At 45.9% G+C, this 22,982-nt stretch carries 27 protein-coding genes; 10 read left to right on the forward strand and 17 right to left on the reverse strand.

The window, feature by feature from the left end:
- Positions 1–62: 62 nt before the first annotated feature.
- Positions 63–701 (reverse strand): histidine phosphotransferase family protein, encoded by a 639-nt coding sequence (locus tag KFE96_RS14895; protein WP_255833343.1) that lies wholly within the window; start codon positions 699–701, stop codon positions 63–65.
- Between the two features lie 156 nt (positions 702–857).
- Here KFE96_RS14895 and cysQ point away from each other — a divergent pair, with 156 nt between their 5' ends.
- The 3 genes from cysQ (at position 858) to KFE96_RS14910 (ending at position 3,224) form a co-directional block, all read left to right on the forward strand.
- The gene (gene cysQ / locus KFE96_RS14900) at positions 858–1,664 is read left to right on the forward strand and encodes a 3'(2'),5'-bisphosphate nucleotidase CysQ (RefSeq protein ID WP_255833344.1); all 807 of its coding nucleotides are present in this window, start codon (positions 858–860) and stop codon (positions 1,662–1,664) included.
- A gap of 81 nt (positions 1,665–1,745) precedes the next feature.
- Positions 1,746–2,444, forward strand: coding sequence for an ABC transporter substrate-binding protein (locus tag KFE96_RS14905; RefSeq protein WP_255833345.1), 699 nt, complete (start codon positions 1,746–1,748; stop codon positions 2,442–2,444).
- Between the two features lie 66 nt (positions 2,445–2,510).
- Positions 2,511–3,224, forward strand: a complete 714-nt coding sequence (locus tag KFE96_RS14910) for an ABC transporter substrate-binding protein (protein WP_255833346.1) — start codon at positions 2,511–2,513, stop codon at positions 3,222–3,224.
- 27 nt (positions 3,225–3,251) lie between these two features.
- On the opposite strand, the gene tolB is transcribed toward KFE96_RS14910, so the two are convergent.
- From tolB to KFE96_RS14955, 9 genes are read right to left on the reverse strand one after another with little or no spacing between them, the layout of a single operon-like run.
- Complete coding sequence (gene tolB, locus KFE96_RS14915; RefSeq protein ID WP_255833347.1) at positions 3,252–4,619, reverse strand: Tol-Pal system beta propeller repeat protein TolB; 1,368 nt, start codon at positions 4,617–4,619, stop codon at positions 3,252–3,254.
- Positions 4,620–4,627: 8 nt separating this feature from the next.
- Positions 4,628–5,503: a hypothetical protein gene (locus KFE96_RS14920; RefSeq protein WP_255833348.1), complete on the reverse strand. Its 876-nt coding sequence runs from the start codon at positions 5,501–5,503 to the stop codon at positions 4,628–4,630.
- Positions 5,504–5,521: 18 nt separating this feature from the next.
- Complete coding sequence (gene tolR / locus KFE96_RS14925; RefSeq protein ID WP_255833349.1) at positions 5,522–5,959, reverse strand: protein TolR; 438 nt, start codon at positions 5,957–5,959, stop codon at positions 5,522–5,524.
- A 1-nt stretch (position 5,960) separates the two neighbouring features.
- Positions 5,961–6,683: a protein TolQ gene (gene tolQ, locus KFE96_RS14930; protein ID WP_247016486.1), complete on the reverse strand. Its 723-nt coding sequence runs from the start codon at positions 6,681–6,683 to the stop codon at positions 5,961–5,963.
- Positions 6,684–6,722: 39 nt separating this feature from the next.
- Positions 6,723–7,205, reverse strand: coding sequence for a hotdog domain-containing protein (locus KFE96_RS14935; RefSeq protein ID WP_370650520.1), 483 nt, complete (start codon positions 7,203–7,205; stop codon positions 6,723–6,725).
- Complete coding sequence (ruvB, locus tag KFE96_RS14940) at positions 7,205–8,251, reverse strand: Holliday junction branch migration DNA helicase RuvB (protein WP_255833351.1); 1,047 nt, start codon at positions 8,249–8,251, stop codon at positions 7,205–7,207. The genes KFE96_RS14935 and ruvB overlap by 1 nt, the downstream gene beginning before the upstream one ends.
- A complete protein-coding gene (ruvA, locus tag KFE96_RS14945; RefSeq protein ID WP_255833352.1) occupies positions 8,248–8,874 on the reverse strand; it encodes a Holliday junction branch migration protein RuvA in 627 nt (208 codons plus the stop codon). Before ruvA ends, ruvB begins: the two co-directional genes overlap by 4 nt.
- Positions 8,871–9,368, reverse strand: coding sequence for a crossover junction endodeoxyribonuclease RuvC (gene ruvC / locus KFE96_RS14950; RefSeq protein WP_255833353.1), 498 nt, complete (start codon positions 9,366–9,368; stop codon positions 8,871–8,873). Before ruvC ends, ruvA begins: the two co-directional genes overlap by 4 nt.
- Before the next feature lie 37 nt (positions 9,369–9,405).
- The gene (locus tag KFE96_RS14955; RefSeq protein WP_247016494.1) at positions 9,406–10,155 is read right to left on the reverse strand and encodes a YebC/PmpR family DNA-binding transcriptional regulator; all 750 of its coding nucleotides are present in this window, start codon (positions 10,153–10,155) and stop codon (positions 9,406–9,408) included.
- Between the two features lie 176 nt (positions 10,156–10,331).
- On the opposite strand from KFE96_RS14955, the gene KFE96_RS14960 reads away from it, so the two are divergent.
- A complete protein-coding gene (locus KFE96_RS14960) occupies positions 10,332–10,772 on the forward strand; it encodes a hypothetical protein (RefSeq protein WP_255833354.1) in 441 nt (146 codons plus the stop codon).
- Positions 10,773–10,863: 91 nt separating this feature from the next.
- Positions 10,864–11,619, forward strand: coding sequence for a cytochrome c family protein (locus KFE96_RS14965; protein ID WP_255833355.1), 756 nt, complete (start codon positions 10,864–10,866; stop codon positions 11,617–11,619).
- Here the strand turns inward: KFE96_RS14965 and KFE96_RS14970 are convergent.
- The 3 genes from KFE96_RS14970 to KFE96_RS14980 are packed head-to-tail and all read right to left on the reverse strand — an operon-like array spanning position 11,574 to position 14,033.
- Positions 11,574–12,626, reverse strand: a complete 1,053-nt coding sequence (locus tag KFE96_RS14970; RefSeq protein ID WP_255833356.1) for a hypothetical protein — start codon at positions 12,624–12,626, stop codon at positions 11,574–11,576. The two genes, KFE96_RS14965 and KFE96_RS14970, sit on opposite strands and share 46 nt — an antisense overlap.
- Positions 12,627–12,636: 10 nt before the next feature.
- Complete coding sequence (locus tag KFE96_RS14975) at positions 12,637–13,125, reverse strand: N-acetyltransferase (RefSeq protein ID WP_255833357.1); 489 nt, start codon at positions 13,123–13,125, stop codon at positions 12,637–12,639.
- 53 nt (positions 13,126–13,178) lie between these two features.
- Positions 13,179–14,033: a hypothetical protein gene (locus KFE96_RS14980; RefSeq protein WP_255833358.1), complete on the reverse strand. Its 855-nt coding sequence runs from the start codon at positions 14,031–14,033 to the stop codon at positions 13,179–13,181.
- Positions 14,034–14,177: 144 nt separating this feature from the next.
- On the opposite strand from KFE96_RS14980, the gene KFE96_RS14985 reads away from it, so the two are divergent.
- Positions 14,178–14,570 (forward strand): cupin domain-containing protein, encoded by a 393-nt coding sequence (locus KFE96_RS14985; protein ID WP_255833359.1) that lies wholly within the window; start codon positions 14,178–14,180, stop codon positions 14,568–14,570.
- Here the strand turns inward: KFE96_RS14985 and KFE96_RS14990 are convergent.
- Genes KFE96_RS14990 through KFE96_RS15000 form a run of 3 tightly spaced genes read right to left on the reverse strand, consistent with a single transcriptional unit; the run spans position 14,567 to position 17,683 of the window.
- A complete protein-coding gene (locus KFE96_RS14990) occupies positions 14,567–15,046 on the reverse strand; it encodes a hypothetical protein (protein ID WP_255833360.1) in 480 nt (159 codons plus the stop codon). The genes KFE96_RS14985 and KFE96_RS14990 overlap by 4 nt on opposite strands.
- Before the next feature lie 36 nt (positions 15,047–15,082).
- Entirely contained in the window at positions 15,083–15,862 is a 780-nt protein-coding gene (locus KFE96_RS14995; protein WP_255833361.1) for a DUF817 domain-containing protein, read from the reverse strand.
- A 12-nt stretch (positions 15,863–15,874) separates the two neighbouring features.
- Positions 15,875–17,683, reverse strand: coding sequence for an ATP-binding cassette domain-containing protein (locus tag KFE96_RS15000; RefSeq protein ID WP_255833362.1), 1,809 nt, complete (start codon positions 17,681–17,683; stop codon positions 15,875–15,877).
- 145 nt (positions 17,684–17,828) lie between these two features.
- On the opposite strand from KFE96_RS15000, the gene KFE96_RS15005 reads away from it, so the two are divergent.
- From KFE96_RS15005 to KFE96_RS15020, 4 genes are all read left to right on the forward strand, one after another.
- On the forward strand, positions 17,829–18,374 hold the full coding sequence (locus tag KFE96_RS15005) for a PH domain-containing protein (RefSeq protein ID WP_255833363.1): 546 nt from the start codon (positions 17,829–17,831) through the stop codon (positions 18,372–18,374).
- A 4-nt stretch (positions 18,375–18,378) separates the two neighbouring features.
- On the forward strand, positions 18,379–19,923 hold the full coding sequence (locus KFE96_RS15010) for a PH domain-containing protein (RefSeq protein ID WP_255833364.1): 1,545 nt from the start codon (positions 18,379–18,381) through the stop codon (positions 19,921–19,923).
- A gap of 146 nt (positions 19,924–20,069) precedes the next feature.
- Positions 20,070–20,483 carry an energy transducer TonB gene (locus tag KFE96_RS15015; protein ID WP_255833365.1) on the forward strand — a complete coding sequence of 138 codons (414 nt, stop codon included), beginning with the start codon at positions 20,070–20,072 and terminating at the stop codon, positions 20,481–20,483.
- A 284-nt stretch (positions 20,484–20,767) separates the two neighbouring features.
- Positions 20,768–21,241: an outer membrane protein gene (locus KFE96_RS15020; protein WP_255833366.1), complete on the forward strand. Its 474-nt coding sequence runs from the start codon at positions 20,768–20,770 to the stop codon at positions 21,239–21,241.
- A 68-nt stretch (positions 21,242–21,309) separates the two neighbouring features.
- Here the strand turns inward: KFE96_RS15020 and ettA are convergent, their stop codons facing one another.
- Positions 21,310–22,980 (reverse strand): energy-dependent translational throttle protein EttA, encoded by a 1,671-nt coding sequence (ettA, locus tag KFE96_RS15025; RefSeq protein ID WP_255833367.1) that lies wholly within the window; start codon positions 22,978–22,980, stop codon positions 21,310–21,312.
- Positions 22,981–22,982: the final 2 nt, after the last annotated feature.

Consider the following 22,982-nt stretch of genomic DNA (forward strand, 5'->3'; position numbering starts at 1 on the left):
CATTGCCCCAAATTTGACGAAAAAGGTTAAGAACGTGTAAAATATTACACATTATTTCAGAATTAATTATCTGAAATTATTACGGCTTTCACTTCTAACGTCTCGCCATCAATATCATTGATTGTAATTTGCCCATCACATTCCCCTATTATTGTTGCCGCCAGAAAAGCCGGAGCTGTTCTAGGTTCTACTTCTTCTTCAGAAACTTCCCCTAATAAAGCTGCCTTAACACCTTCCTGTAGAATGATCCGGTTCCCCACCCCAGTCATCTTCAGCGTGTATTGATTACTATCCTCGGATACTTCAACACGCAAGCTTCCGCCGCGGATTAATGTTTCAAACGTAGTAAGGCCTAAATTTAACAGCAACTTTACGACGTTTTTCGACAAGCTACGCACAGAAGACTGCCATTCCAATTCTACACGGCTACCGCTGAGCAACGCACGCATAGCTTTTTCAGCCTCAGATACATCCAAGTGCTCAGAAAAACCGCCCGCAGCTCCAAAAGCGAGTCTAAAAAACTGCAGTTTATTTGCTGTTTGTTGAGTGGATTTGGAAATCAAATCAAGAACAGCATCCCGCATACTTGCATCCTGCTCTTCCTCAAGAATTTCAAGCCCATTATTAATTGCCCCCACTGGACTTACCAGATCATGGCAAAGCCGCGAGCACAATAAGGCTGCGAAATCCATTTTAGGCATAAATTATCTCCTGCAGTCGAATAGTATGCATTACTTGTGGCGTTTTAAAAATTGTGCCACTAAATCCACAAATGGCCTTATCTAATAACTCTATAGAAGGATTATTACAGGGCCAAGGGAATATGTCACATAAGAAATATTTGAAGGTCATCCTACATGGAAATGAACGCCTTAATTGAACCTATTCTAACCACTATTCTTCAAGCTGGCGATGTGGTGATGGATGTATATCACTCGGACTTCAAGGTTTACGGAAAGGCCGATCAATCTCCCGTTACTGAGGCAGACCGCAAAGGCGAAGAAATAATAACCGCGGCTCTGCAGACGATGGCTCCTGACATTCCTATTGTTGGTGAGGAAGCAAAATCTGAAGGGCAATGCCCTGACATTTCGGGCGGCACCTTCTGGTTGGTAGACCCGTTGGACGGTACAAAAGAGTTCATTAAAAAGGGATCAGATTTTACTGTTAACATCGGATTGATTAAAGACGGCACTCCCATCATGGGCTTTGTATTGGCACCTGCTATGAACAAATGTTACTGGGGCCTTGTAGGTGAAGGTGCGTGGATCGCCGATGTCGCAGATGGCAAACTTGTGAATAAACAAGTAATTTCGACCCGCGCCGCAGATAAAGACAACCTCGTTATTGTTGCCAGTAAATCCCATAGATCTCCAGAATTAGAAGCATATCTGAAACATTTCCCCGGTGCAGAAAATGTTTCCATTGGATCGAGCTTGAAATTATGCCTCCTGGCGACAGGTGAAGCGGATTTATATCCACGCCTTGGGCCAACATGCGAATGGGATACGGCGGCTGCTCATGCTGTACTTTTGGCAGCAGGCGGACATGTTGAAATTTCAGACGGATCACCCCTTACCTACGCGAAAGACCTCAAAACCTTCCTTAATCCTTGGTTTTTATGTCGTGGCGATATTAAATTTCCAGTTCCCAAACTCAAATAACGATAGCTAAAAGAAACAGGAAACTTTGTTAACCATTCTATAGAATAATATTTATGAATATTTTCACGTTTGGGTTTGAAGATGAGTTTCCTGTTATCACTCGCCAGTGCCGCTCTTTTGCAAGCGACACCTATATCGATAGATGAGCAACTTCATTTAATTACTGAAGAAAATTATCCCTTCACACATACGGATCAAACAACAGGCAAAGTAACAGGGACTGTTTCTGAAATCATTTTCTCTCTTATGAGGAAGGCTGATATCCAATACACCCTCGCTGTGATGCCCCATAAACGAGGTAAAAGAGAAGCCTTAAAGAAAAACCACTGCATCTTTGCCTTTAACGAAACGCCAGAACGGTTACCGCGTTACACATGGGTTGGCCCAATTCTTATCGGTGGCTGGGCTTTTTATAAAAGATCAGAAAGCTTGATCACGGCAAAGTCTCTTGACGATCTTCGCCAATATAAAATCGCTGCCACAGATGGTACCGCCAATACATCTAAACTAAAGGAACTGGGTGGCTTCGATATGGTACTCACACCCACCGACGATGTAGCGCTTAACATGCTGATTAAAGGACGTGTTGATATCATGTCTGGCGGCGTGATTGATGTAACCAGTACAGTGAGAAAACAGGAACTCCCTGAGCCTAAAATGATTTACTACTGGCGCAAAGCTATACTTAGCATGGGCTGCGGCAAAGAAACCGATCCCGCAATCATTAAACGGCTGAATACACTTAACTCTCAAAGAATAGATTATCAACCGAGAGACTAGTTTCCTGTTGACCAAATACACATCTAACGTCACTCTTTACCAAAGGCTTATTATATAGGGGTGAGTATGTCTTTTGTTTCCTTAATCTCAGCTGGACTAATGTTATTAACTGACAACATTCACCCTACTCTTCAGCTAGTAACAGAAGAAAATCATCCGTACAGTTATACAGATAAAGAAACAGGTGAGTTAGTTGGTGCGTCTGTCGAGATGATTCAGCTTCTCATGAAAAACGCAAATGTTAGTTACAGCCTGATGGTTCTTCCAAGAAAACGCGGCTTAAGGCTCGCGGAAGAAAACCCGAATGTTTGCATGTTTTCGGTAAATAAAACACCAGCCCGATTAAACCGTTTTGAATGGGTAGGCCCACTCGTTGAAGGTGGTTGGGGCTTCTTTTCAAAACCCGGAACCACATACAATATTAAATCCCTTCAAGATTTAAAGAATTATACAGTAACGGGGACAGACGGCACCGCCAGTATAGAAATGCTCCGCAACAATAGTGATGCCAAGATCATCACTTCGAATTCAGATGAAGGCGCCATCGCCATGCTTTACCACGGCAGAGCTGATTTTCTGCTAACGGGTGTTATTGAAATCAAACCCACCACTAAGTCTCTGGGCTATGAAGAGCCTCAATTAAGCTACCTTTGGCGTAAATCACATCTGGCTCTTGCGTGTGCCAAAGGAACAGATAAAACAATCATCAAACGGTTAAATGATGAAAACACCAAAATAGCAAAAGAGCGCTTCAATATTCTTCAAAAACATTTGCAATAAAAAACGGCGCTCAAGGCGCCGTTTCCTTTATCTACCACGCTGTGTTACTGGCAGTGGTGGAGACCATGCAGGGTCGCTAGAATCGTAAGGTGTGTTTACCCTGCGCTCATTATGCCCGGTAAGGTCTACCGACCACAAGCTCGGTTTACCGCCTTCTGGAGTACCGTCAAACGGTGTTGTACGGAAGAACATCAACACACGGCCATTTGGCGACCAAGTCGGTCCTTCATCCTGGTATGCATCTGTCAACAACCGCTCAGCATTACCGTCCGGGCGCATCACGCCAATACGAAACTTACGCTGGCCAATTTTTGTGAACGCGATCAAATCACCACGCGGCGACCACACAGGTGTAGAATAACGACCGTTACCGAACGAGATACGGTGCACATTAGAACCATCAGCATCCATTACATAAAGCTGCTGGCTACCACCACGGTCAGAGTTAAATACGATTTTGCGACCATCCGGCGAATACGAAGGCGATGTATCAATGCCAGGATTATCTGTAAGACGTGTTACTTTACGGGTACGTAAATCCATCACATAAATGTCTGAATTACCGTTCCGCGCAAGGGTCATAATCACCTTATTGCCATCCGGTGAAAAGCGAGGTGCAAATGTCATTCCAGGAAAATCACCCAGCACCTCGAACCGATTTGAGAGAATGTTAAACAGATAAACCCGTGGGTTATCATTATAGTAACTCAGGAACGTAATTTCCTGACGGTTCGGGCTAAAACGCGGTGTAAGAACCAGATAACTACCATCAGTAAGAAGCTGTTGGTTTGCACCATCTTGGTCCATGATAGCCAAACGCTTTTTACGCTCAGTAGCACCACCTTGTTCAGCGATATAAACAATACGCGTATCAAAATAACCGTCTTCTCCAGTAAGGCGCGTATATATACGGTCAGAAATCACATGTGCAATCCGGCGCCAATTAGAGACAGGTGTATTATAACCAACACCCTCCATTTGAAGTTCGGCCACAACATCCCAAAGACGGAATTCGACACGAAGATTACCATTTGGAAGGATTTCGATACGCCCAGTTACCAAACCTTGAACTGCAAGCGGGCGCCAAGATGCAAAACTGGGAAGCTCTCGCGCCGCAGTAATTCTTTCAATGAAAGCACTTTCAGGTACAGCCCTGAATAGGCCAGTAGATACAAGATTGTTCGTAATAACCTCGCTAATACTTGCACCAATTTCTGATAAACGACCAGCTGGCGTTTCAACATCAGTTACCGGAGCGAAGTCGGGTACTGCAATCGGCACAGGATCGCGAGTGGCGCCGGTTACATCAACTTGCAACTGGGCATGTGCCGCGACAGTACCGAGCACGGCAATCACGAATAAACCGATAATCTTACGAACGGCAGCAAGTGGCATGATACTTGTTATCCCCCGGCGAACTCAGCGCCATCAAAATTAAAATCAATTGTGTTTTCGCCCAAATCGAACAGTGACTTGGCAACATCCGAATATGGTGCACAGTTAAGCACAGCACGGCGAGCGCTTTCAACAAACACGCGGTAAAAACCTTGGCTCATATCGCCCGATTGAACAATCTCGGGTTGACGACGCAGATTTCCATCTTCACGAAGTGAAATACGCACCTTCACCTGAAATGTTTCAGCATTTTTAGCACCTGTTGGAAAGTTCCAGCAACCCGCCAACTTTTGGCTAAGCGCATCACGGATAGAAGCTGTTGCAAGACGCCCTGCAAGGCCCGCTAAAGCACTAGGCTTTTTCTTAGGCTCATCCGCCTTTTTCTTCTCTTCCTTCGGCTTATCAGATTTCTTCGTTACTTCATTCTGCTCTTTGGCGGCTTTATCAAGTAGCGCGCGCTGAAGTTGAGAAACCTTAAGCCTTGACGGTGGCTTAGGCTTAGACCTCGGGCGAATAGCACTGGCAAGTTTTCTGGCTTCAGAAAGCTGAGGTTTTGGTTTCGGCTTAGGCTTTGGAACAACTTTAGGGGTTTGCTTTTCTGGCAGTGGCACAGCATCTGCCAAATCTGCTTCCTGCACTGCAGACGCAGCAAACTTGCTACGTTCCTGCTCTTGTTCTTGTTCCTGCTGCTTTTCCTGTTCAGGGATTACCTGCTGCGTTTTGGCAGCAATTTTAACAAATTCGATAGCAACAGGTGGTGGAGGCGCGGGTGTAGGCCGGGTAAGATACGGCAAACCCACAAAGGCAAAAGCCACAACACCTACATGCAGCAGAACTGAGACAACCCAGCCAAAAGCCAATCCTGTTGAAGTGTTTGATTTCACGCTTTCTGCCTCGAAACCCTAGTTCTGTTCTGCCACCAATGCCACTCGGGTAAAGCCGCCAGCATTAATAGCACCGATAACCTGCATTACCTGCCCGTAATCAAGCTTGGTATCTCCACGCACATAAATGCGCGTTTCCTTGTTATTACCAGCAATCGCAGTAAGACGAGGAACCAGCTCATTCAGGCCGATTTCAGTCTCGACAAGAAATATGGCACCTTCATGATTAATGGTAATTTCAAGAGGTTTATTATCTTGTGGCAGCGGCTTGGCTTGCGCCTTCGGCAGGTCGACTTGAACACCAGCAGTAAGGAGCGGTGCCGCCACCATGAAAACAATCAGCAGAACAAGCATAACATCCACAAACGGTGTTACGTTAATCTCAGCAAGGGGCCGATAACGCCCTCTCCTGCCTCCACCATTGCGGCCTCCGCCGCCTGTAACAGTCGCGCCCATTCTAGTGCCCTCTTTCGTCTAGCTGACGCGAGAGGATTGCAGCAAACTCATCCGAGAAACCTTCAACACGGCTTGCATAACGGCCAAGGTCTGTAGAGAGCTTATTGTATGCAATAACAGAAGGGATCGCAGCCACAAGACCAAGAGCAGTCGCCAAAAGCGCTTCAGCAATACCGGGGGCCACCGTTGCGAGCGAGGTATCGGAAGCCTGCGCAATCGCTGTAAAGCTGTTCATAATACCCCAAACCGTACCAAAAAGGCCTACGAATGGTGCAGCAGAGCCAATGGTTGCCAGGTAACCAACCTGGCCTTCAAGGCGGTCCATCTCACGACCAGTAGTAACATGCATTACCTTTGAAATTCGGTCCTGCACCGTAATTTTATCCACACCACTGTGAGGCGCGCTTAAGCTGCGCTGCCATTCGCGCATCGCTGCTACAAACACCGCTGCAAGCGGATGTGTTGGTGCAGCTTTCATGCGTGCATATAGCTCATCAAGGCTACTGCCCGACCAGAAAGTTTCTTCAAAACTATCTGCTTTCGCACGAGCTTCTTTTACACGCTTCCAGGTATTGAAAATGATCGACCATCCCCAAATACTTGATGTAACAAGCAAGATCATCACAGTCTGAACGATAAAATCGGCCTGAAGAAACATACCGATAATGGAAAAATCTGGTGCATTACCACCCAGTTGAACCGCTTCGACGGCTTCATTCTGCATCATACTCTCCCTACACCAGGTTGGTGCAAACTAATCTCTTTAAACATGTCCAGCAGCTTTTGCTGCATCATACCAATCTTTCCAGCAAGCACGTGCTTCCGGGTGCCAGCGTTTGGGGCGCCCATCTTCTCCAATAACAGCAACAAGTACTTCTGCTTCCGCAATCACTTCGTCACCACGTTTGATCCACTGCTTCACTTCAATAGCAGCAGCGCGTACTTTTGTGACCATACTATGACCAATAAGCAGATCATTTAATTTTGATTGAGATTTGTAGCTTATATTGAGGTTGCTCACCACATACGTAAGAGGACCACCTTCTTCATCAGGAATACCAAAAAGGAAATCAACATCAGCCTTCGTACCGCGAATACTTTCTGAACGCACTCGCTCAAAAAAACTCACGTAACGACCATGATAAGCCATGCCGCCAACATCAGTATCTTCGTAGTAAACTCTGATTGGGAAGTGAAAAACACCTTCTTTCCACATGCCTTCTGCTGGCACTACCGCATCACTCATCACTTTCCTCCAAGCAGATCAAACTGGCTGCCGCCTTCTTTTGTCGGAGGCGGTGTTAACCCCATATGACGCCAGCCATCAGGCGAGAGCATACGGCCACGCGGTGTACGCTGCACGAGGCCAATCTGCATCAAATAAGGTTCAATAATATCTTCAATTGCATCTCGAGGTTCCGAGAGCGCTGCAGCCAGTGTTTCAACACCAACCGGTCCGCCCATATATGTCTCGCCGATACAAGAAAGATATCTTCGGTCCATTGTATCAAGGCCGATATTGTCCACTTGAAGGCGGGTAAGAGCCGCATCTGCAGCAACAGCATCCACCTCTTCTCTTTCCGCAACAAGGGCGAAGTCGCGCACTCGACGTAATAAACGCCCGGCAATACGCGGCGTACCACGAGAACGTGCGGCTACCTCACGCGCACCGTCTTTTGTCATCTTCAAATCAAGAAGCCTTGCACCGCGTGTTACCACTTCAGTCAGCTCTTCAACTTTATAGAATTCAAGCCGTGTTGGAATGCCGAAACGGTCCCGGAGCGGTTTGGTTATAAGACCAGAACGCGTTGTAGCACCCACAAGAGTGAAACGCGGCAGATCGATTTTCACGGAACGAGCAGCAGGGCCCTCACCAATAATCAGGTCAAGCTGGAAATCCTCCATCGCGGGATAGAGCACCTCTTCAACAGCAGGGTTTAATCGGTGGATCTCATCAATAAATAGAACGTCACGTTCCTGCATATTAGTAAGAAGTGCCGCCAAGTCACCTGCTTTTGAAATCACAGGTCCTGACGTGGCACGGAAATTTACACCGAGTTCGCGAGCAACAATTTGAGCCAGTGTGGTTTTACCAAGACCAGGAGGGCCAAAGAACAGCACATGATCCATGGCTTCACCACGTGCACGGGCCGCCTCAATAAATACAGAAAGGTTTTCTCGCGCTTCTTTCTGACCAATAAAATCATCAAGTGCTTGTGGGCGAAGACCAGCATCAATAACATCTCCGCCGCTCTCTGCACCGCTTACTATTCTATCCTGTTCGTCGGTCATAGAATGCTACTCAATTCTTTAAGGGCCGCAGGCACAAGCGTTCCAACATCAGCATCTTCGCCAAGTTCATTTATAACACGTGCAACGGCACCGTGAGCATCCGTTGGTTTGTAGCCAAGATTAACAAGCGCTGACACAGCATCTTCAAGCGCACCAGCATTTGCGGGGGCTGCTGGCGTACTGCCTGCAGGCATTTGAACGCCCGGTTTCTGGAACACGAGACCTGTAACTTTATCTTTCAGCTCTGTCACGATACGCGTTGCTACCTTGGGGCCAACACCTTTGGCACGTGCAACAGCAGTTTTATCCTGTGCGGCAATCGCATTCTGAAGCTCATTTGGTTGAAGAGCAGAAAGAATAGCGAGGCCTACCTTAGCGCCAACCCCTTGCACGCTTGTGAGAAGTCGGAACATATCGCGCTCGGCAACATCAACGAAGCCAAAGAGCGTAATGGCATCTTCCCGTACCACTGTTTCAATATGCAGGCCGCAAGCTTCGCCAGCGCGCGGCATTTCATTCAGGGTACGCGTACTTGCGTGCACCAAATAGCCAACGCCGTTTACATCAATGATGGCCCAATCTTCACCAGCGCTATCAACAAAGCCTTTTAATTTCGCGATCACCGACCCAATACTCCCATATTCTGCATACTTACCATATGATGCGCATGGCAGATTGCAACTGCCAAAGCATCGGCCGCATCAGGGCCATTAATGGTTATCCCGGGCAAAAGAACCTGTACCATGGCATCCACCTGCTCTTTAGCGGCATGCCCAACACCCACAACAGATTTTTTTACGTGGTTTGGTGTATATTCGGCCACGCTAATACCAGCCATGGAAGGCACGAGAAGTGCGATACCACGAGCTTGGCCCAGCTTCAGCGTACTGGTCGGGTTTTTATTAACAAAGGTTTCTTCCACCGCGCAGCTTGCTGGTTGCCACTCAGTAATCACTTCTGTGATACCGTCATGAAGTTCCACAAGTCGTTCTGCGAGGGATTTTTTTGGAGAAGATTTCACCACACCGTTCGCGATGTGCGTGAGGCGGGTACCGCGGCTTTCCACAATACCCCACCCTGTTTTTTGCAAGCCTGGATCAAGCCCTAAAAGACGCATGAATTTAGCGCTCCTCCCCAGAGCTTATTTCAAGTGATTAACCTGCGAGTTCTTCAAGAACCTCAGCTGGAATATCATAGTTACCGAACACAACCTGAACATCATCATTATCTTCTAGGTTATCAATCAGGCGCATTAGCTTCTCTGCACCGTCCTTATCCAGTGTCATTGGCTCTTTTGGTTTCCAGATAAGCTTCGCGCCTTCTGGCTCTTTGCCAAGAGCTTCGGTAAGAGCGGCTACTACTGCATGAAGATCTGATGCTTCTGTATAGATCGCGTGACCATCATCATCTGATTCGACTTCATCCGCGCCAGCTTCAAGCGCGGCTTCAAACATGTCATCCGCTTCAGCGGCATCTGCCGGGAAGTTAATTTCCCCAACACGATCAAACATAAAACCAACAGAACCACTTTCACCAAGATTACCACCAGCTTTACCAAAGATTGTACGAACATCTGATGCTGTACGGTTACGGTTATCTGTTAGTGTTTCAACGATAACACCAACACCGCCTGGTCCGTAACCTTCATAACGCATTTCTTCGTAGTTCTCAGCATCGCCACCAGCAGCTTTTTGAATAGCGCGCTCAATGTTATCTTTTGGCATAGACTGTCCGCGTGCTGTTGCAACAGCAAGACGAAGACGGGGATTACTATCCATTTCAGGGCCACCCATTTTGGCAGCCACTGTGATTTCACGGCTCAGCTTGGAGAAAACTTTTGAACGCTTTTTATCCTGAGCGCCCTTGCGGTGCATGATGTTTTTAAATTTGGAATGGCCAGCCATGGTTATCCTCTGTACCTAAATTCTGTAGAATTTCTTGCGCCGCACAGCAGAAGGCGGCGGCAGTTGGCCCTTTATTACCATTTTTTCCGCGCTTGAACAGGGCAAATATTAGCCTTGAGCATTCATGAAAGCCTGATTAAGCTGATTTCCATAAAAAACAGGTTAGGAAGTACCTTATGGCAACGATGATTGGTGGCTGTTACTGCGGTAACATTACCGTAAAGCTGGAAACAGAAACACCAGCATCTGAAATGATCCCACGCGCATGTGATTGTGATTTTTGCACAATCCACGGTGCTGAATGGATTTCAACACCAGAAGCTAACCTTGAAATTGAAGTACAAAACGAAGCGGCTATTAACCTGTTCTCCCAAGGTAGTGAAAGTGCACGCTTCTGGCTATGCCAGCGTTGTGGCGTTGTGCCGGCTGTTACCTGCGATATGGGTGACCACAGAATTGGTGCGCTCAACAAACGCACTATGCTGGACCTTAAAAAATTCCCGGCCACTGAACCCGCTAGCCCCAAAAACCTGCCACCAGAGGAAAAGAAAGCCCGCTGGGAAGGCCGGTGGATACAGAATGTGACTGTGAAAGATTGCTGGGATGTCGGTCTTTAATCCCACCTAAAATTGAGATAAGTCAAAGAAACCTCACCTATACTCCATTACCCAGATATTGGGAGTCGAGCTAGCATAGTGAGGTATGCCAGTGAAATCACGTTGGGTAGCGTTTATCATAACACTTAGCCTGTTATCCGGCGCGGTGAATAGTTCCGATAAAGCTGAAAAACTATACAGACACTGCCTGAACTGTCATGAATCAAATGATCCTCGACAATATGCAACCGCCCCTTCTCTGGAAGGTATAATCGGCCGAGATATCGCAAGTATTAAGGGGTTTGACTATAGCGAGCGTCTGTTATCCGAAGAAGGTGTATGGACAGCGGAGAAACTGAATGTATTCCTCACTCGCCCTAGTAAAGCACAGCCAGGTACGAAAATGCATTTTCGTGGTTTCAGAAACCCTCGTGACCGGGAGGTTCTTATCGCATGGCTCGCAGGAGAAGAGATTTCTGATCTGGAAAACCCAGAAGCTTTATCTGAGGTAGAACTCTTCAGGCCATGTAAAGTTTGCCATAGCTATCAACCTAACGTACCCGCCAAGATTGCGCCCAATCTATATGGCATATACGGGAGGAAAATCGCCTCCTTCCCGAACTTCCAATATAGCGAACAACTTCTAGCTTGGGATGATATTTGGAACGACAACACTCTCAACGCTTTCTTCGTAGAGTTTAAAGGGCTGCGCCAAGGTAGTCACGCAGCCTTCAGGGCTTTAACCAAAGAAGAAGACCGATTAAGACTTATCGGCTTCCTTAAAAGTATTTCGCCTCAGGTATTGGAGCAAAATCAGGAAGATTACTTACAGCCTGACATCATGGAAACTGCACCAGAAACACGCTGACCTTTATAAAGACCGCCAATGGTAAGCCAGTCATCTTGCCAGCGAACTAGACCACGGTGATCCATAGTTGGTGTAACTTTATCTTCAAGCGCCACCCAATTACCCTCGTTAAAATCCCAAGCAAATACATGTGCTTTCGGAGTAGCAGGCGTGCCGTCATATCCAATACCTGAATAATTATAGGCTGTGGGTGTACCACCAGCGAACAAGATACGGTTACCTTCTACATCGCCTTCTCCAGCCATGCGGTAATGCCCTCGGCCTGGAAGTTGCGGCAGGCGCCTATATGTAATTTTTGCTGGATTAGCAGGATCAATGGTTCCCATCCAACCTTCATTCACAGTATCAAATTTGCGACGCCCGTTTTCATCCTTGCCAACAACGGCGACACCATCCGCAATCACGAACTGATTTCCAACAATACCGCCCGCATGCCCGAACACTGGCGTACCCGGATAATCCGTTGCTTTGAACCAGCGCTTATCCAGTGTGTCATACACTTGCACATCACGGATATTGCCCACGTCGTGCCAACCAGAAACTAAGTATATATAACGGTTCTGATAAACGAAGCTTACCGCATCATCTGTTGGCACCGGCATATCTGGAATACGGGTATATGTACGGTCATAGGGATTATATTCAAAATTCTCAGGCGTGGACTTTTCACTACCATCTTCGGCGACCGTATAACCGCCAAAATAGTAGATACGCTCATTCACGAGCTCAGCAGTAGCAGCGAGACGCCCCTCTTCAACAGGTAAATCCGGCAAGCGCTCCCAGCCCTTGCGGCCTTCTACAAACATATATGCTTCTGTAGAGGTATCTTGCCAAGTTTTGCCAGATTTTAGCCCAGCAAAAGAGAACAAATGGATTTTACTGTGCATCACTCCAGCTGCTACCGCATTATTAGCGTGCGGTACCGGCATCGGTGGTAAACACTTTTGCTCTGCCTGATCTATTTCGGCAGCAGTTAACATCGCCATTCCTGTAATCAATGCAAGCATTACTGCCCTCCTACAAATCCATACCAAAAACGATCATATCTCTGCACTCAATCCCGTTTTCTATAATAATATCCGGGTAATTCAGTGTGAAGAAATTCTTGGCTATGCGCTGCATACGGAAACCAGCTTTCTGGTAAAAAGCAATTTGATCAATGCTTGAATTCCCGGTTCCCACCTCAAGATATGTACCGCCTTCGGATTTCACGGCTTCGATGGCACCTTCAATCAGTGCTTTCCCTACACCTTTGCCCTGCCATTCTTCTGAAACAGCAATGTTTTTAAGTTCCCAGTCATTCTCACCGAGCGGTACAATAACAAAGACGCCTACTACAGTTTCCTCCCATGCCGCAGCGAAGAGTTTCCCGTCTGCTAAATACTCTTCAATCATAGAACGTGATGGATCTGCGAGCAGAAGCAAATCCCAGTATGGCTCAGGGCTATTTACCGCACGAATATCAAGATCAATAATGGGAACTATCCTTCCAAAAATTAAGATCACCTTTTGGAAAGCAACCTTAATTTCAAAGCTTTGATCTTTCCAGAAAAGAATAGCTAAGCGAGCTGTTCTGATGGCTGATGTCGGTCAAGGGCTTCAATAAAGTTAGTCCAAAACTCTTTATCTCGCTGATATTGGCCCTCTGGTAACTGTCCCTTAATATGCTCGTTCCATTCAAGCCGACCAAGCGCATGCTCTCGGTAATCGTAAGCTGGGTTGCTGTAAGGATTATTCCACCCTTCATCACCTGGCCAATTGACCTGAGTTTTCCCGCTATCAATATTTACAGAAAGAACACTGATGAGAAAACGCCCTTCAGCGAGCATCTTTTCCCCATTTGACATATCTTTTGTCAAATCTTCCCAGGCATCCTTTACATGCTGAGGCGTGTGGTTACTCGGAAATCTAAAAGTATCAGCTCGACCAATTTGATATAGGCCATCACCATCCCAATCTCCTTGCACACCGGGGGGAAGAAAGAAATTTAGGGCAGCTTCTTCTGTAAACGCTTCAAGGGCTTTATCACTTACAGGATCAGCGTGCCCTTGAACGATACGCAGAAAATCCCTGTCTTCAGATGAGAGCGACTTCAGAAATGTTTTAGGGTCAGAGAACCCTCCTTCTGCTTCCGCACGTTCAATGATATTGGCGAATTTTGCCTTCATCTCGTCCACACTTAAGCCAAGCTTTTTTGCTGAATATTCAGTTCCCGTTTCAAATCTCTCCGGCCACCAATTAACCGAAAGGTTTGGCGAACCTGTGGTTCCACCTTTTCCTTTCGCATAACCTTGCAGGTTTTCGGCATTAAACTGGCGTAACATGGAAAGAAACCCTTCTTTACCTGAAGTTTCCTTCCTCTCGCCACTTACCAACAAATAGGATGAAGTAGGTGATATCTGTTCAATAGGCATATTCGTCCCCAATCAATTGCCCGGCATCAAATACCAAGCAACAGAGAGGCCAAAAATAAATAAGTACATCTAAATTAGGTTAAACTTGCGACAGGATGTTATGGTTTCACTTCAGCAAGTAAATTATTCGAGCGGAACATTGTTATGAGAAAAATTTTACTCACCTCACTCGCGCTGTGCGCAAGTATTCACTCTTTCGCAGAAGAAAAAAAGCCAGCAATTTCTGCCGAACCTCTCTTAAAGTCAGCGATCACTGGGATTGATAACCATGAAGTTTTAATGGCGAGAGTAACAGTTGCTGCAAACTCAGAAGCAGCACGTCATTACCATCCTACCGAGGAATATCTCTATGTGCTTTCTGGCAGCACAATTCTGAGGATTGATGATCAAGAGGATGTTTTACTGAAAGCAGGCATGCACGCTCGCATACCTGCAAAAATGATTCATACCGCCATTACAAAAGAAGAACCCACTGAGCTTATTGTTTTTCGAGTTCACCCAAAAGGCCAGCCGATCAGAAAGCTGGCACCAAATTAATCGCTGGCAACTTCCGATTTTCGAATAATTTCTATCAGTTCATTAGGCACATCAAGCTCTACCGTACTGTTAGCCAGCCAGTAAGCTGCAACTAGAGGCACAAACATGATTGATACATAATAGATGGAATACCCCTCAACGAGGAAATACCCACCAACAGCAAGTGCTATCACATTCAGAAAAACAACAAGGTGCAGCTTTGGGTGGCGAATTTTATGCCGCTTTACCAGCTCATCTTTCTTGCTGTGTTTATCAACACCAGGAAGGCTGCCTGTAAGGTTCACAGCATGATACATTGGAAAAACCAGGCACATCAGAAATGCGATAACACTCACTGGGATCAACACGTATAGCAGAATGCCAAAATCAAGCATGATCGAAGCACCAATCAAGGCTGCCAGCGCGAGAACCATAATTCCAAAACTCGCAAATAACTCAACAATAACATTTTGCTCAAACGTATATTTTTCAGTCATAATTCCCCCTTAAGACCGAATTAAACATACTCAAAACTAACCGTTACAATTTTCTTCCATAGGCTTTTGAATAGTAGTTAGCAAGACGCCACTGATAATCATCAATAAAAACCAGGAACCAAATTTGCTAACTGGCACCAGTTGCCACCCATCTATCTGGTTTGGGTAAAGCCATATATTGCTATAGGTTGCAATATTTTCAGCAAACCAGATAAAAAATGCCCCAAGGAAAATAGCGAGCAGTACTGGCATCCGATACCGTGTTGCCCGTACAGAAAAATAAATCCACGTACTGCGAAACATCAGCACTACTGACAGCATCAATATATGCCTAAAGTCCCAGACATAATGATGACTGAAAAAATTGACATATATCCCCATGCCCACCACCAGCGTCTGCCAGAAAGGAGGGTAATTCTTATAGCGAAAATCGAACTCGCGCCAGACGCGGGCCAAAAAACTTCCCACCGCTGAATACATAAAGCCTGAAAAAAGCGGCACACCATAGAGCCGGATATAATTTTCTTCCGGATAGCTCCATGAACCCACATGGGTTTTAAACAGTTCCATCACCGTACCAACGATGTGAAAAATAAGGATAACCTTGGCTTCTTCCCATGTTTCCAACTTCAAGAGCAGAAAACTGGCCTGAATAACGACTGCATAAATAAAGAGAAAATCATAGCGTGGAAGCAAAGCATCATCTGGCCAGAAAAAATGGCTCAGCAATATGCCAAACAACAAGAGCCCACCAAACATACATGCCCATGCCTGCTTGAGACCAAACCACCATAAATCAACAAACAGCTTCGCCATATAATCCTGTCTTTAATTATTCAGGCTATCCTTCAGTTCTTCAAGCTCAAGCCAGCGCATTTCTTTTTCATCAAGCAGTTCTCGTTTCGCTTCTAGTTCCTTGCTGATCTGGCTGAATTTTGCCGGGTCTTTCGCATAGAGATTGGGGTCCGCGAGCTGTGCTTCCATTTCGGCAATTTGGAAAGACATGCTTTCCACTTCCGCAGGTAAGTTATCCAATTCTCTTTGATCTTTATACGACAGTTTTGTGGCCTTTTTCTTTGGCGCTGCCTTGATAGAAACCACATTTGACTTCAGTTTTTGAGGTTCTTCCTTTGGCTTCTCAGTTAGCGCCTTCTGGGCTTTATAATCAGTATATCCACCTGCATATTCTGTGATGCTTCCATCACCCTCAAGCACAATGGAGCTAGTTACCACGCGGTCAAGAAAATCTCGGTCGTGCGATACAAGGATAATGGTTCCTTTATAATCCGCCAACACTTCCTGTAGCAGATCAAGGGTATCCATATCCAAATCATTTGTTGGCTCATCAAGCACCAACAGGTTTGATTGCTTCGCGAAATTGAGCGCAATTAACAGTCGGTTTCGTTCTCCGCCAGAAAGAGCAGATACCGGCATTTTGGCAACACTCGGATCAAACAGAAACTCTTTCAAGTAGGTCATTACATGACGATCTTCCTCGCCAATTTTGATCCACTCACCACGGCCACCTGTGAGCACATCCATAATGGTCATATCTTCTTTAAGGTCAGCACGTTTCTGGTCGATAATTCTAGTTTCCAGATTAGTCCCCAGTTTAACCGTTCCAGTATCAGGCTCTAACTCGCCCATCAAAATTTTTAGTAGCGTGGATTTACCAACCCCGTTCGGCCCAATAATGCCCACCCGGTCACCACGATTAATACGTACGGTAAAATCTTCAAACAGGGAACGGTCACCAAACTTTTTGGAGATGTCTTTGGCTTCGATCACACGCTTGCCAGACTGCTCACCACCAGCCATGGTAATGGTAACACTGCCTTCTGCCTTAATCATATTCTTGCGCTGATCACGGAGATCATAAAGGCGTCGAAGACGCCCTTGGTTACGAGTACGACGTGCACTGATCCCTTCTACAGACCAGCGTGTTTCCTCTTTGATAAGCTTATTCAGTTTCTTAAGGTTTTCCGCTTCTTCTTCGAAAACTTTTTCCTGCCAGCCTTCAAACTTTTCAAACTTATCATCCATCCGCCGGACTTTACCGCGATCAAGCCATAGAGTTGCGCTCGTCAGGTTATTCAGGAATGCTCGGTCGTGGCTAATAAGCATAATCGCCCCACGCCATGCCTTAAGGTATCCTTCAAGCCACTCGATAGTACCGACATCCATATGGTTGGTGGGCTCATCAAGCAGTAGCAGATCAGGTTCACTTACTAGCGTACGAGCAAGTGCAGCACGGCGCAGTTCACCACCAGAAGCGCTTGATGGGCTTGCATCGGCCTTGATATTGAGATCCTCCACCAGTACATCCACACGGTATGTTTCATGATCCTGCTCAGGATCAAGCCCACCAGCGATATAGGCATAAAGGTTATCATAACCACTGGCATCAGGTTCCTGCGGCAGATAAGCGATACGGCTACCTGGTTGTACCCAACGCTCACCATCGTCCGCCTGAATAATGCCTGCGATCAACTTCATCAGCGTTGATTTACCCGCACCATTTCGACCAACAAGGCACAGCCTGTCAGTTTCACCGATATGCATTTCTAGCTTATCCAGCACAGGATCAGCCCCCCAATGGAGATCAATATTACGCAAACTCAAAATCGGTGGTGCCATGAGGCATACTTCCTTCACATACTTGTATAACTCGAGCCTTATACCCATTTAACATTACTTGAGACAAGCGAGGAAAATATGGTTAGAAAATTAACCGCGCAGCCAACAGGCGCGTTCTAGCCAACCATATGTAGGGGGAATACATATGTCAGATACTGTTTTTGAAAATAATGTGGTACTTGAAAACACCGTACCGCCCGTAGAAGAACTTGATTTTGCACCACTGGCATCAACCTATGCCCGCACGTTAATTATTGAATCTTCTATCTTCTTCACCATTCTGGCGATTATACCAGCAGTGATAAATTGGTTCGTCGCCGATGGCTGGTTGCTCACTCAGTGGTGGTTCTATGTGCTCTGGTTATTGCTGACATTATCACCATTTATTTGGGCACCAATGGTGGCTAAATCTCGGGGCTTCAGCATGCGGGAAAAAGATATTCATTATCGTTCGGGTTTGATCTGGAAAAAAACCGTATCTCTCCCTTATAACCGCATCCAACATGTGGAAATTGAAAGTGGTCCACTCGAACGTATATTCAAATTAACCACACTGAAGTTTTTCACTGCTGGCGGTGCCATGTCCGACATGAAAATCCCTGCACTTGAATTTGAACGGTCGAGTAAGTTACGTGCCTTTGTAATGGAAAAAGCTGGTGTAAGCGAGGCAGAGGCTAAAGATGCCAACTGATACTGTGGTAACCACAAAGCTTGATGCCGGCAAATGGCAGCGCCTGTCGCCGTACGCCGTTATTTATTATATTGTAAAGTTCATTTCTGCTTTTGTGAAGCAAGGGGTGCAAAGTTTAGCGCCTTTAGCTGCCGTTATTTTTACCGCCGGTGAAAATCGCTGGCTAATTATTGGCTTTATCGCTGCAGGCGCCGTTGTCTTTCTGTTAGCAGGCGCCGTACTCAGCTATTTGAAGTTCCGTTTTCGTATTGCAAATGACACCTTCCTTATTCAGCGGGGGGTGTTTAAACGTAAACGACTAACTCTCACATTTGACCGTATTCAAAATGTGGCATTCAAAGAACCCATCTATTTTAGGCCTTTTGGTTTAGTGGTGCTTTCCATTGAAAGCGCAGGATCATCTTCCGAAGAGGTAGGATTAGGTGGCATCCCTCGTTCATTGGCCGAGGAAATACGCAAAAACGTTTTAAAGGTAAAAAGCAAAGTTCATTCGGAAACAGGTACCGTAGCTGAAGATACTTTAACTGCGGCACCAGACTCTGATGATGCACAGACCATTATTAAACAACCAGCTTCGGAGCTGGTGCGTTATGGCCTTTCCAACAATAATATTTGGGTATTCGCGGGTATCATTGGTGGTTCATTGGCACAGGTAGATTGGGACGAATATACTTTCGCACAAGAAACCGAAAATTTAATTGTCTCTCTTATCGGCACGAGCGGCGCTGCTCTCACCGCTTTTTTCATCAGCGTTCTATTTTTCATTGCTTTTATCTTATTGATGCTCTCAGCAATTGGCGCTGTGGTTTCAAACTATAACTATCACCTTACTCGCCATCATGGGCGCTTTCACCGCACGAAAGGTTTATTCGAACGACAAGAGAAAAGCCTGCTGGAAAGCAAAATTCAATGCCTGCAAATTGATCAACCGTGGGCAGCTCGGCTTTTATCTCGCTTTCACCTTTACCCAAAACAGGTTGGCTTCGCCAAACTGGGTCAGGAAGGCGGCGAGAATGACATGACGGGAGCCCCACGTTTTCTGATTCCTAGTGTTACGAAAAGCTTTGCGGTAGATTTTTCCAAGCTTCTTTATCCCGACTTCCACTGGGAAAAGGCTACGCTGAAACCGATTGACCGAATGTATACCAGAAAGATGCTGGCGTGGGTTTTTGCTCCTATTACCGTCCTACCTGCTACAAGCCTTTCTATAGTCTTTAGCCCTTGGTTCATGCTTATCTTGCTGTTTCCGGTGTTGGCAATGCCCTTCGTGATGTTAAGGCGTTCCAAGTTTGGTTACGCCTCGGACGGCATCCACGGCATTATACGCTCCGGATTCTTTGGGCAAAAGCTGACGGTATTCCCTTTCTTCAAGGTACAAACGGTACAGCTTACTCAATCCCCTGCACAGCGGAAAAAAGGGTTAGCTAATCTGGTCATTAAAATGGCTGGTACATCGCTTCAAATACCTTTCATGCCCCTGCAGGATGCCAAGTCATGGCGAGATCGCATTTTGTACGAAGTGGAAAGCAATAACTCCTCTTGGATGTAAGTACATTAAAACAGCATGCTATGCGCTGACTGCAACCCAGCTTAACACCATCCATTTTTGTTTCATAAAGGTGTGATCATTTCGCAACGATCACACCTTATAAAAGTTTCCAGACAACAACCCCACAGCACAGTCTGGAGCCCACCATGTCTATTTTGAAAAACACTGTATTCGCCACAGTAATTACAATGTCTGCCGCTCTTCCTGCAATCTCATCTGAAACAACAAAGAATTGGCAAGATGCGTTTCGCAGCAAACTTGCCAATGCCAATCAATATCCAAACAATGCGTTAAACCGCAATATTGAAGGCACTGTTAAAATCCGAGTTAAGTTTGACAAAGATGGCTCAGTAAAAGGAGCCGAAGTCTTTCAATCTTCAGGTCATAAAGTACTTGATAAAGAAGCACTTCAGTCTGTGATTGCTGTAAAATCTCTTCCTTCTCTTCCTGACAATCACAAAGAAATGTCCGTGATCGTACCTGTAGTATTCCAAATTCAGGATCGTGCAATTGCTCGGTCTACATCCAGTGTGCGCGTGTTCGCATCTGCACATCAATAGGTAAAAAGACTGTGCCTGGAACTATAGTTTATTAATAGTTCCAGGCTATCCATATTTAAGAATATCATGAAATACTTTTCTCTTTACATCGCGTTTCATAAACCTAGTTTTTAACCTTTTCTAAATAGTCACAATTAGGCCACATTTTAACTGTTGCTCATATACAACATTTATATTTTCGTTACCTCAACACCCTAAAATATGCTCAGCACAATTCTTGTGATTTACCAGGTCAATCCATACATACCGGCTCCTATTTAAAACTTTGTGTTAGGAGTTAAATTATGAAAAATACAATTATTGCAATCGCTTCTGCAGCATTTCTTTCTTCAGTAGCTGTTGCTGACGATACGAAGAAATTCGATGGTGCATTCGCTGGTGTTGAAGCTGGTTATGCAGACTTCGGCGCAGCAGATGCATTCATTTATGGTGCAGAAGCCGGTTACCGCAAGCAATTCAACAACAACGTTGTAGTTGGTATTGAAGGTACATTCACGGGCGTTGATCTAAATGGCGTTGACTTCCTTTGGTCAACAACACTGACAGCTGGTCGCACATTTGGCACAAACAATGACCATCTTCTTTTCCTTGGTGCTGGCCTTGCTCAAATCAACACGGATTTTGGTTCAAGCGAAGCGTTCAAAACAGATCTCGGTTATGAATACGCGTTAGAAAACGGTTTTAGCGTTCGCGTTAAAGCAACTACATACGATTTCGACGATTTCCAAACAACTGCGGGTATTTCTTACCGCTTCTAACGTGCCAGTTACCCACATATAAAAAAGGCGGGGTAAAACCCCGCCTTTCACTAAATCTAAAATAGTTATTACCGTTCAAACTTGCGGTATTTAATACGGTGTGGCTGTGTTGCCTCTGCACCCAAGCGGCGCTTCTTATCTTCTTCATACGCTTCGAAGTTACCTTCAAACCATTCAACATGGCTGTTACCTTCAAAAGCAAGAATATGTGTTGCGATACGGTCAAGGAAGAAGCGGTCGTGACTGATAACCACAGCACAACCAGCGAAGTTTTCAATCGCTTCCTCAAGCGCAGCTAGTGTTTCTGTATCAAGGTCATTTGTCGGTTCATCGAACAGTAGCACGTTGCCGCCTTCTTTCAGCATCTTCGCCATATGAACACGGTTACGTTCACCACCAGAAAGCAGACCTAGTTTCTTCTGCTGATCACCACCCTTAAAGTTAAAGGCACCACAGTAAGCACGGGTGCTGATCTCTGTTTTACCGAAGTAGAAGATGTCATGACCGTCAGAAATTTCTTCCCAAACGTTCTTATTGTCATCTAGTGAATCTCGGCTCTGATCCACATAACCAAGCTCAACGGTATCACCAATCTCAATTGAGCCAGCATCTGGCTGTTCCTGACCAGTAATAAGTTTAAAGAGAGTTGATTTACCAGCACCGTTTGCACCAATCACACCAACGATGCCACCCGGTGGCAGGCTGAAGGATAGATTTTCAAATAGTAGCTTATCACCAAATGCCTTTGTAAGACCTTCAGCTTCAATTACCTTACCACCGAGGCGTGCTGGTGGCTGAATTTTAATCTGTGCTGGGCCGGATACACGCTCTTGCTGCTGCTGAAGCATTTCATCATATGCCTTGATACGGGCTTTTGATTTTGCCTGGCGTGCTTTCGGGCTCTGTCTGATCCACTCAAGCTCGGCATTCATTGCTTTTTCGCGTGATTTATCAGCGCGTTCTTCCTGCGCCATACGCTTGGTCTTCATTTCAAGCCAAGCGCTATAGTTACCTTCGAACGGGATACCACGCCCACGGTCAAGCTCAAGAACCCACTCAACAACATTATCAAGGAAGTAACGGTCGTGCGTCACGAGAATTACACAGCCTTTATACTGCTGTAGATACTGCTCAAGCCACGCTACAGATTCAGCGTCAAGGTGGTTTGTTGGCTCATCGAGAAGCAGGATATTTGGCTTTTCTAGAAGCAGCTTACAAAGAGCTACACGGCGTTTCTCACCACCAGAAAGCTTATCAACAGACCAATCATTTGGTGGGCAGCAAAGTGCGTCCATCGCCACTTCCGCCTGAGACTGAAGGTCCCACGCATCAGCTGCATCAATTTGCTCCTGAAGTTCACCCATACGGTTCAGAAGATCCATATTCTCAGGATCCATACCGTAATCACCAGCAACTTGGTTAAACTCGTCTACGAGGGACTGAGTTTCAGCTAGGCCAAGCATTACGTTACCTAGAACATCAAGGTTTTCATCAAGCTGTGGTTCCTGCGGAAGGTAACCAACCTTGATACCGTCAGCCGCCCAGGCTTCACCCTGGAATTCTGTATCCATACCAGCCATGATTTTCATGAGCGTGGATTTACCGGCACCGTTCTGACCAATGATGGAAATCTTTGCATCAGGCAGGAAGTTAAGAGAGATATTGTTCAGAACCTGCTTACCACCTGGATATGTTTTCGACAGGCGGTGCATCTGATACACGTATTGATAAGAAGCCATTC

It is taken from the genome of Kordiimonas sp. SCSIO 12603 (assembly GCF_024398035.1).
In the GTDB taxonomy this organism is placed as follows: Bacteria; Pseudomonadota; Alphaproteobacteria; order Sphingomonadales; family Kordiimonadaceae; genus Kordiimonas.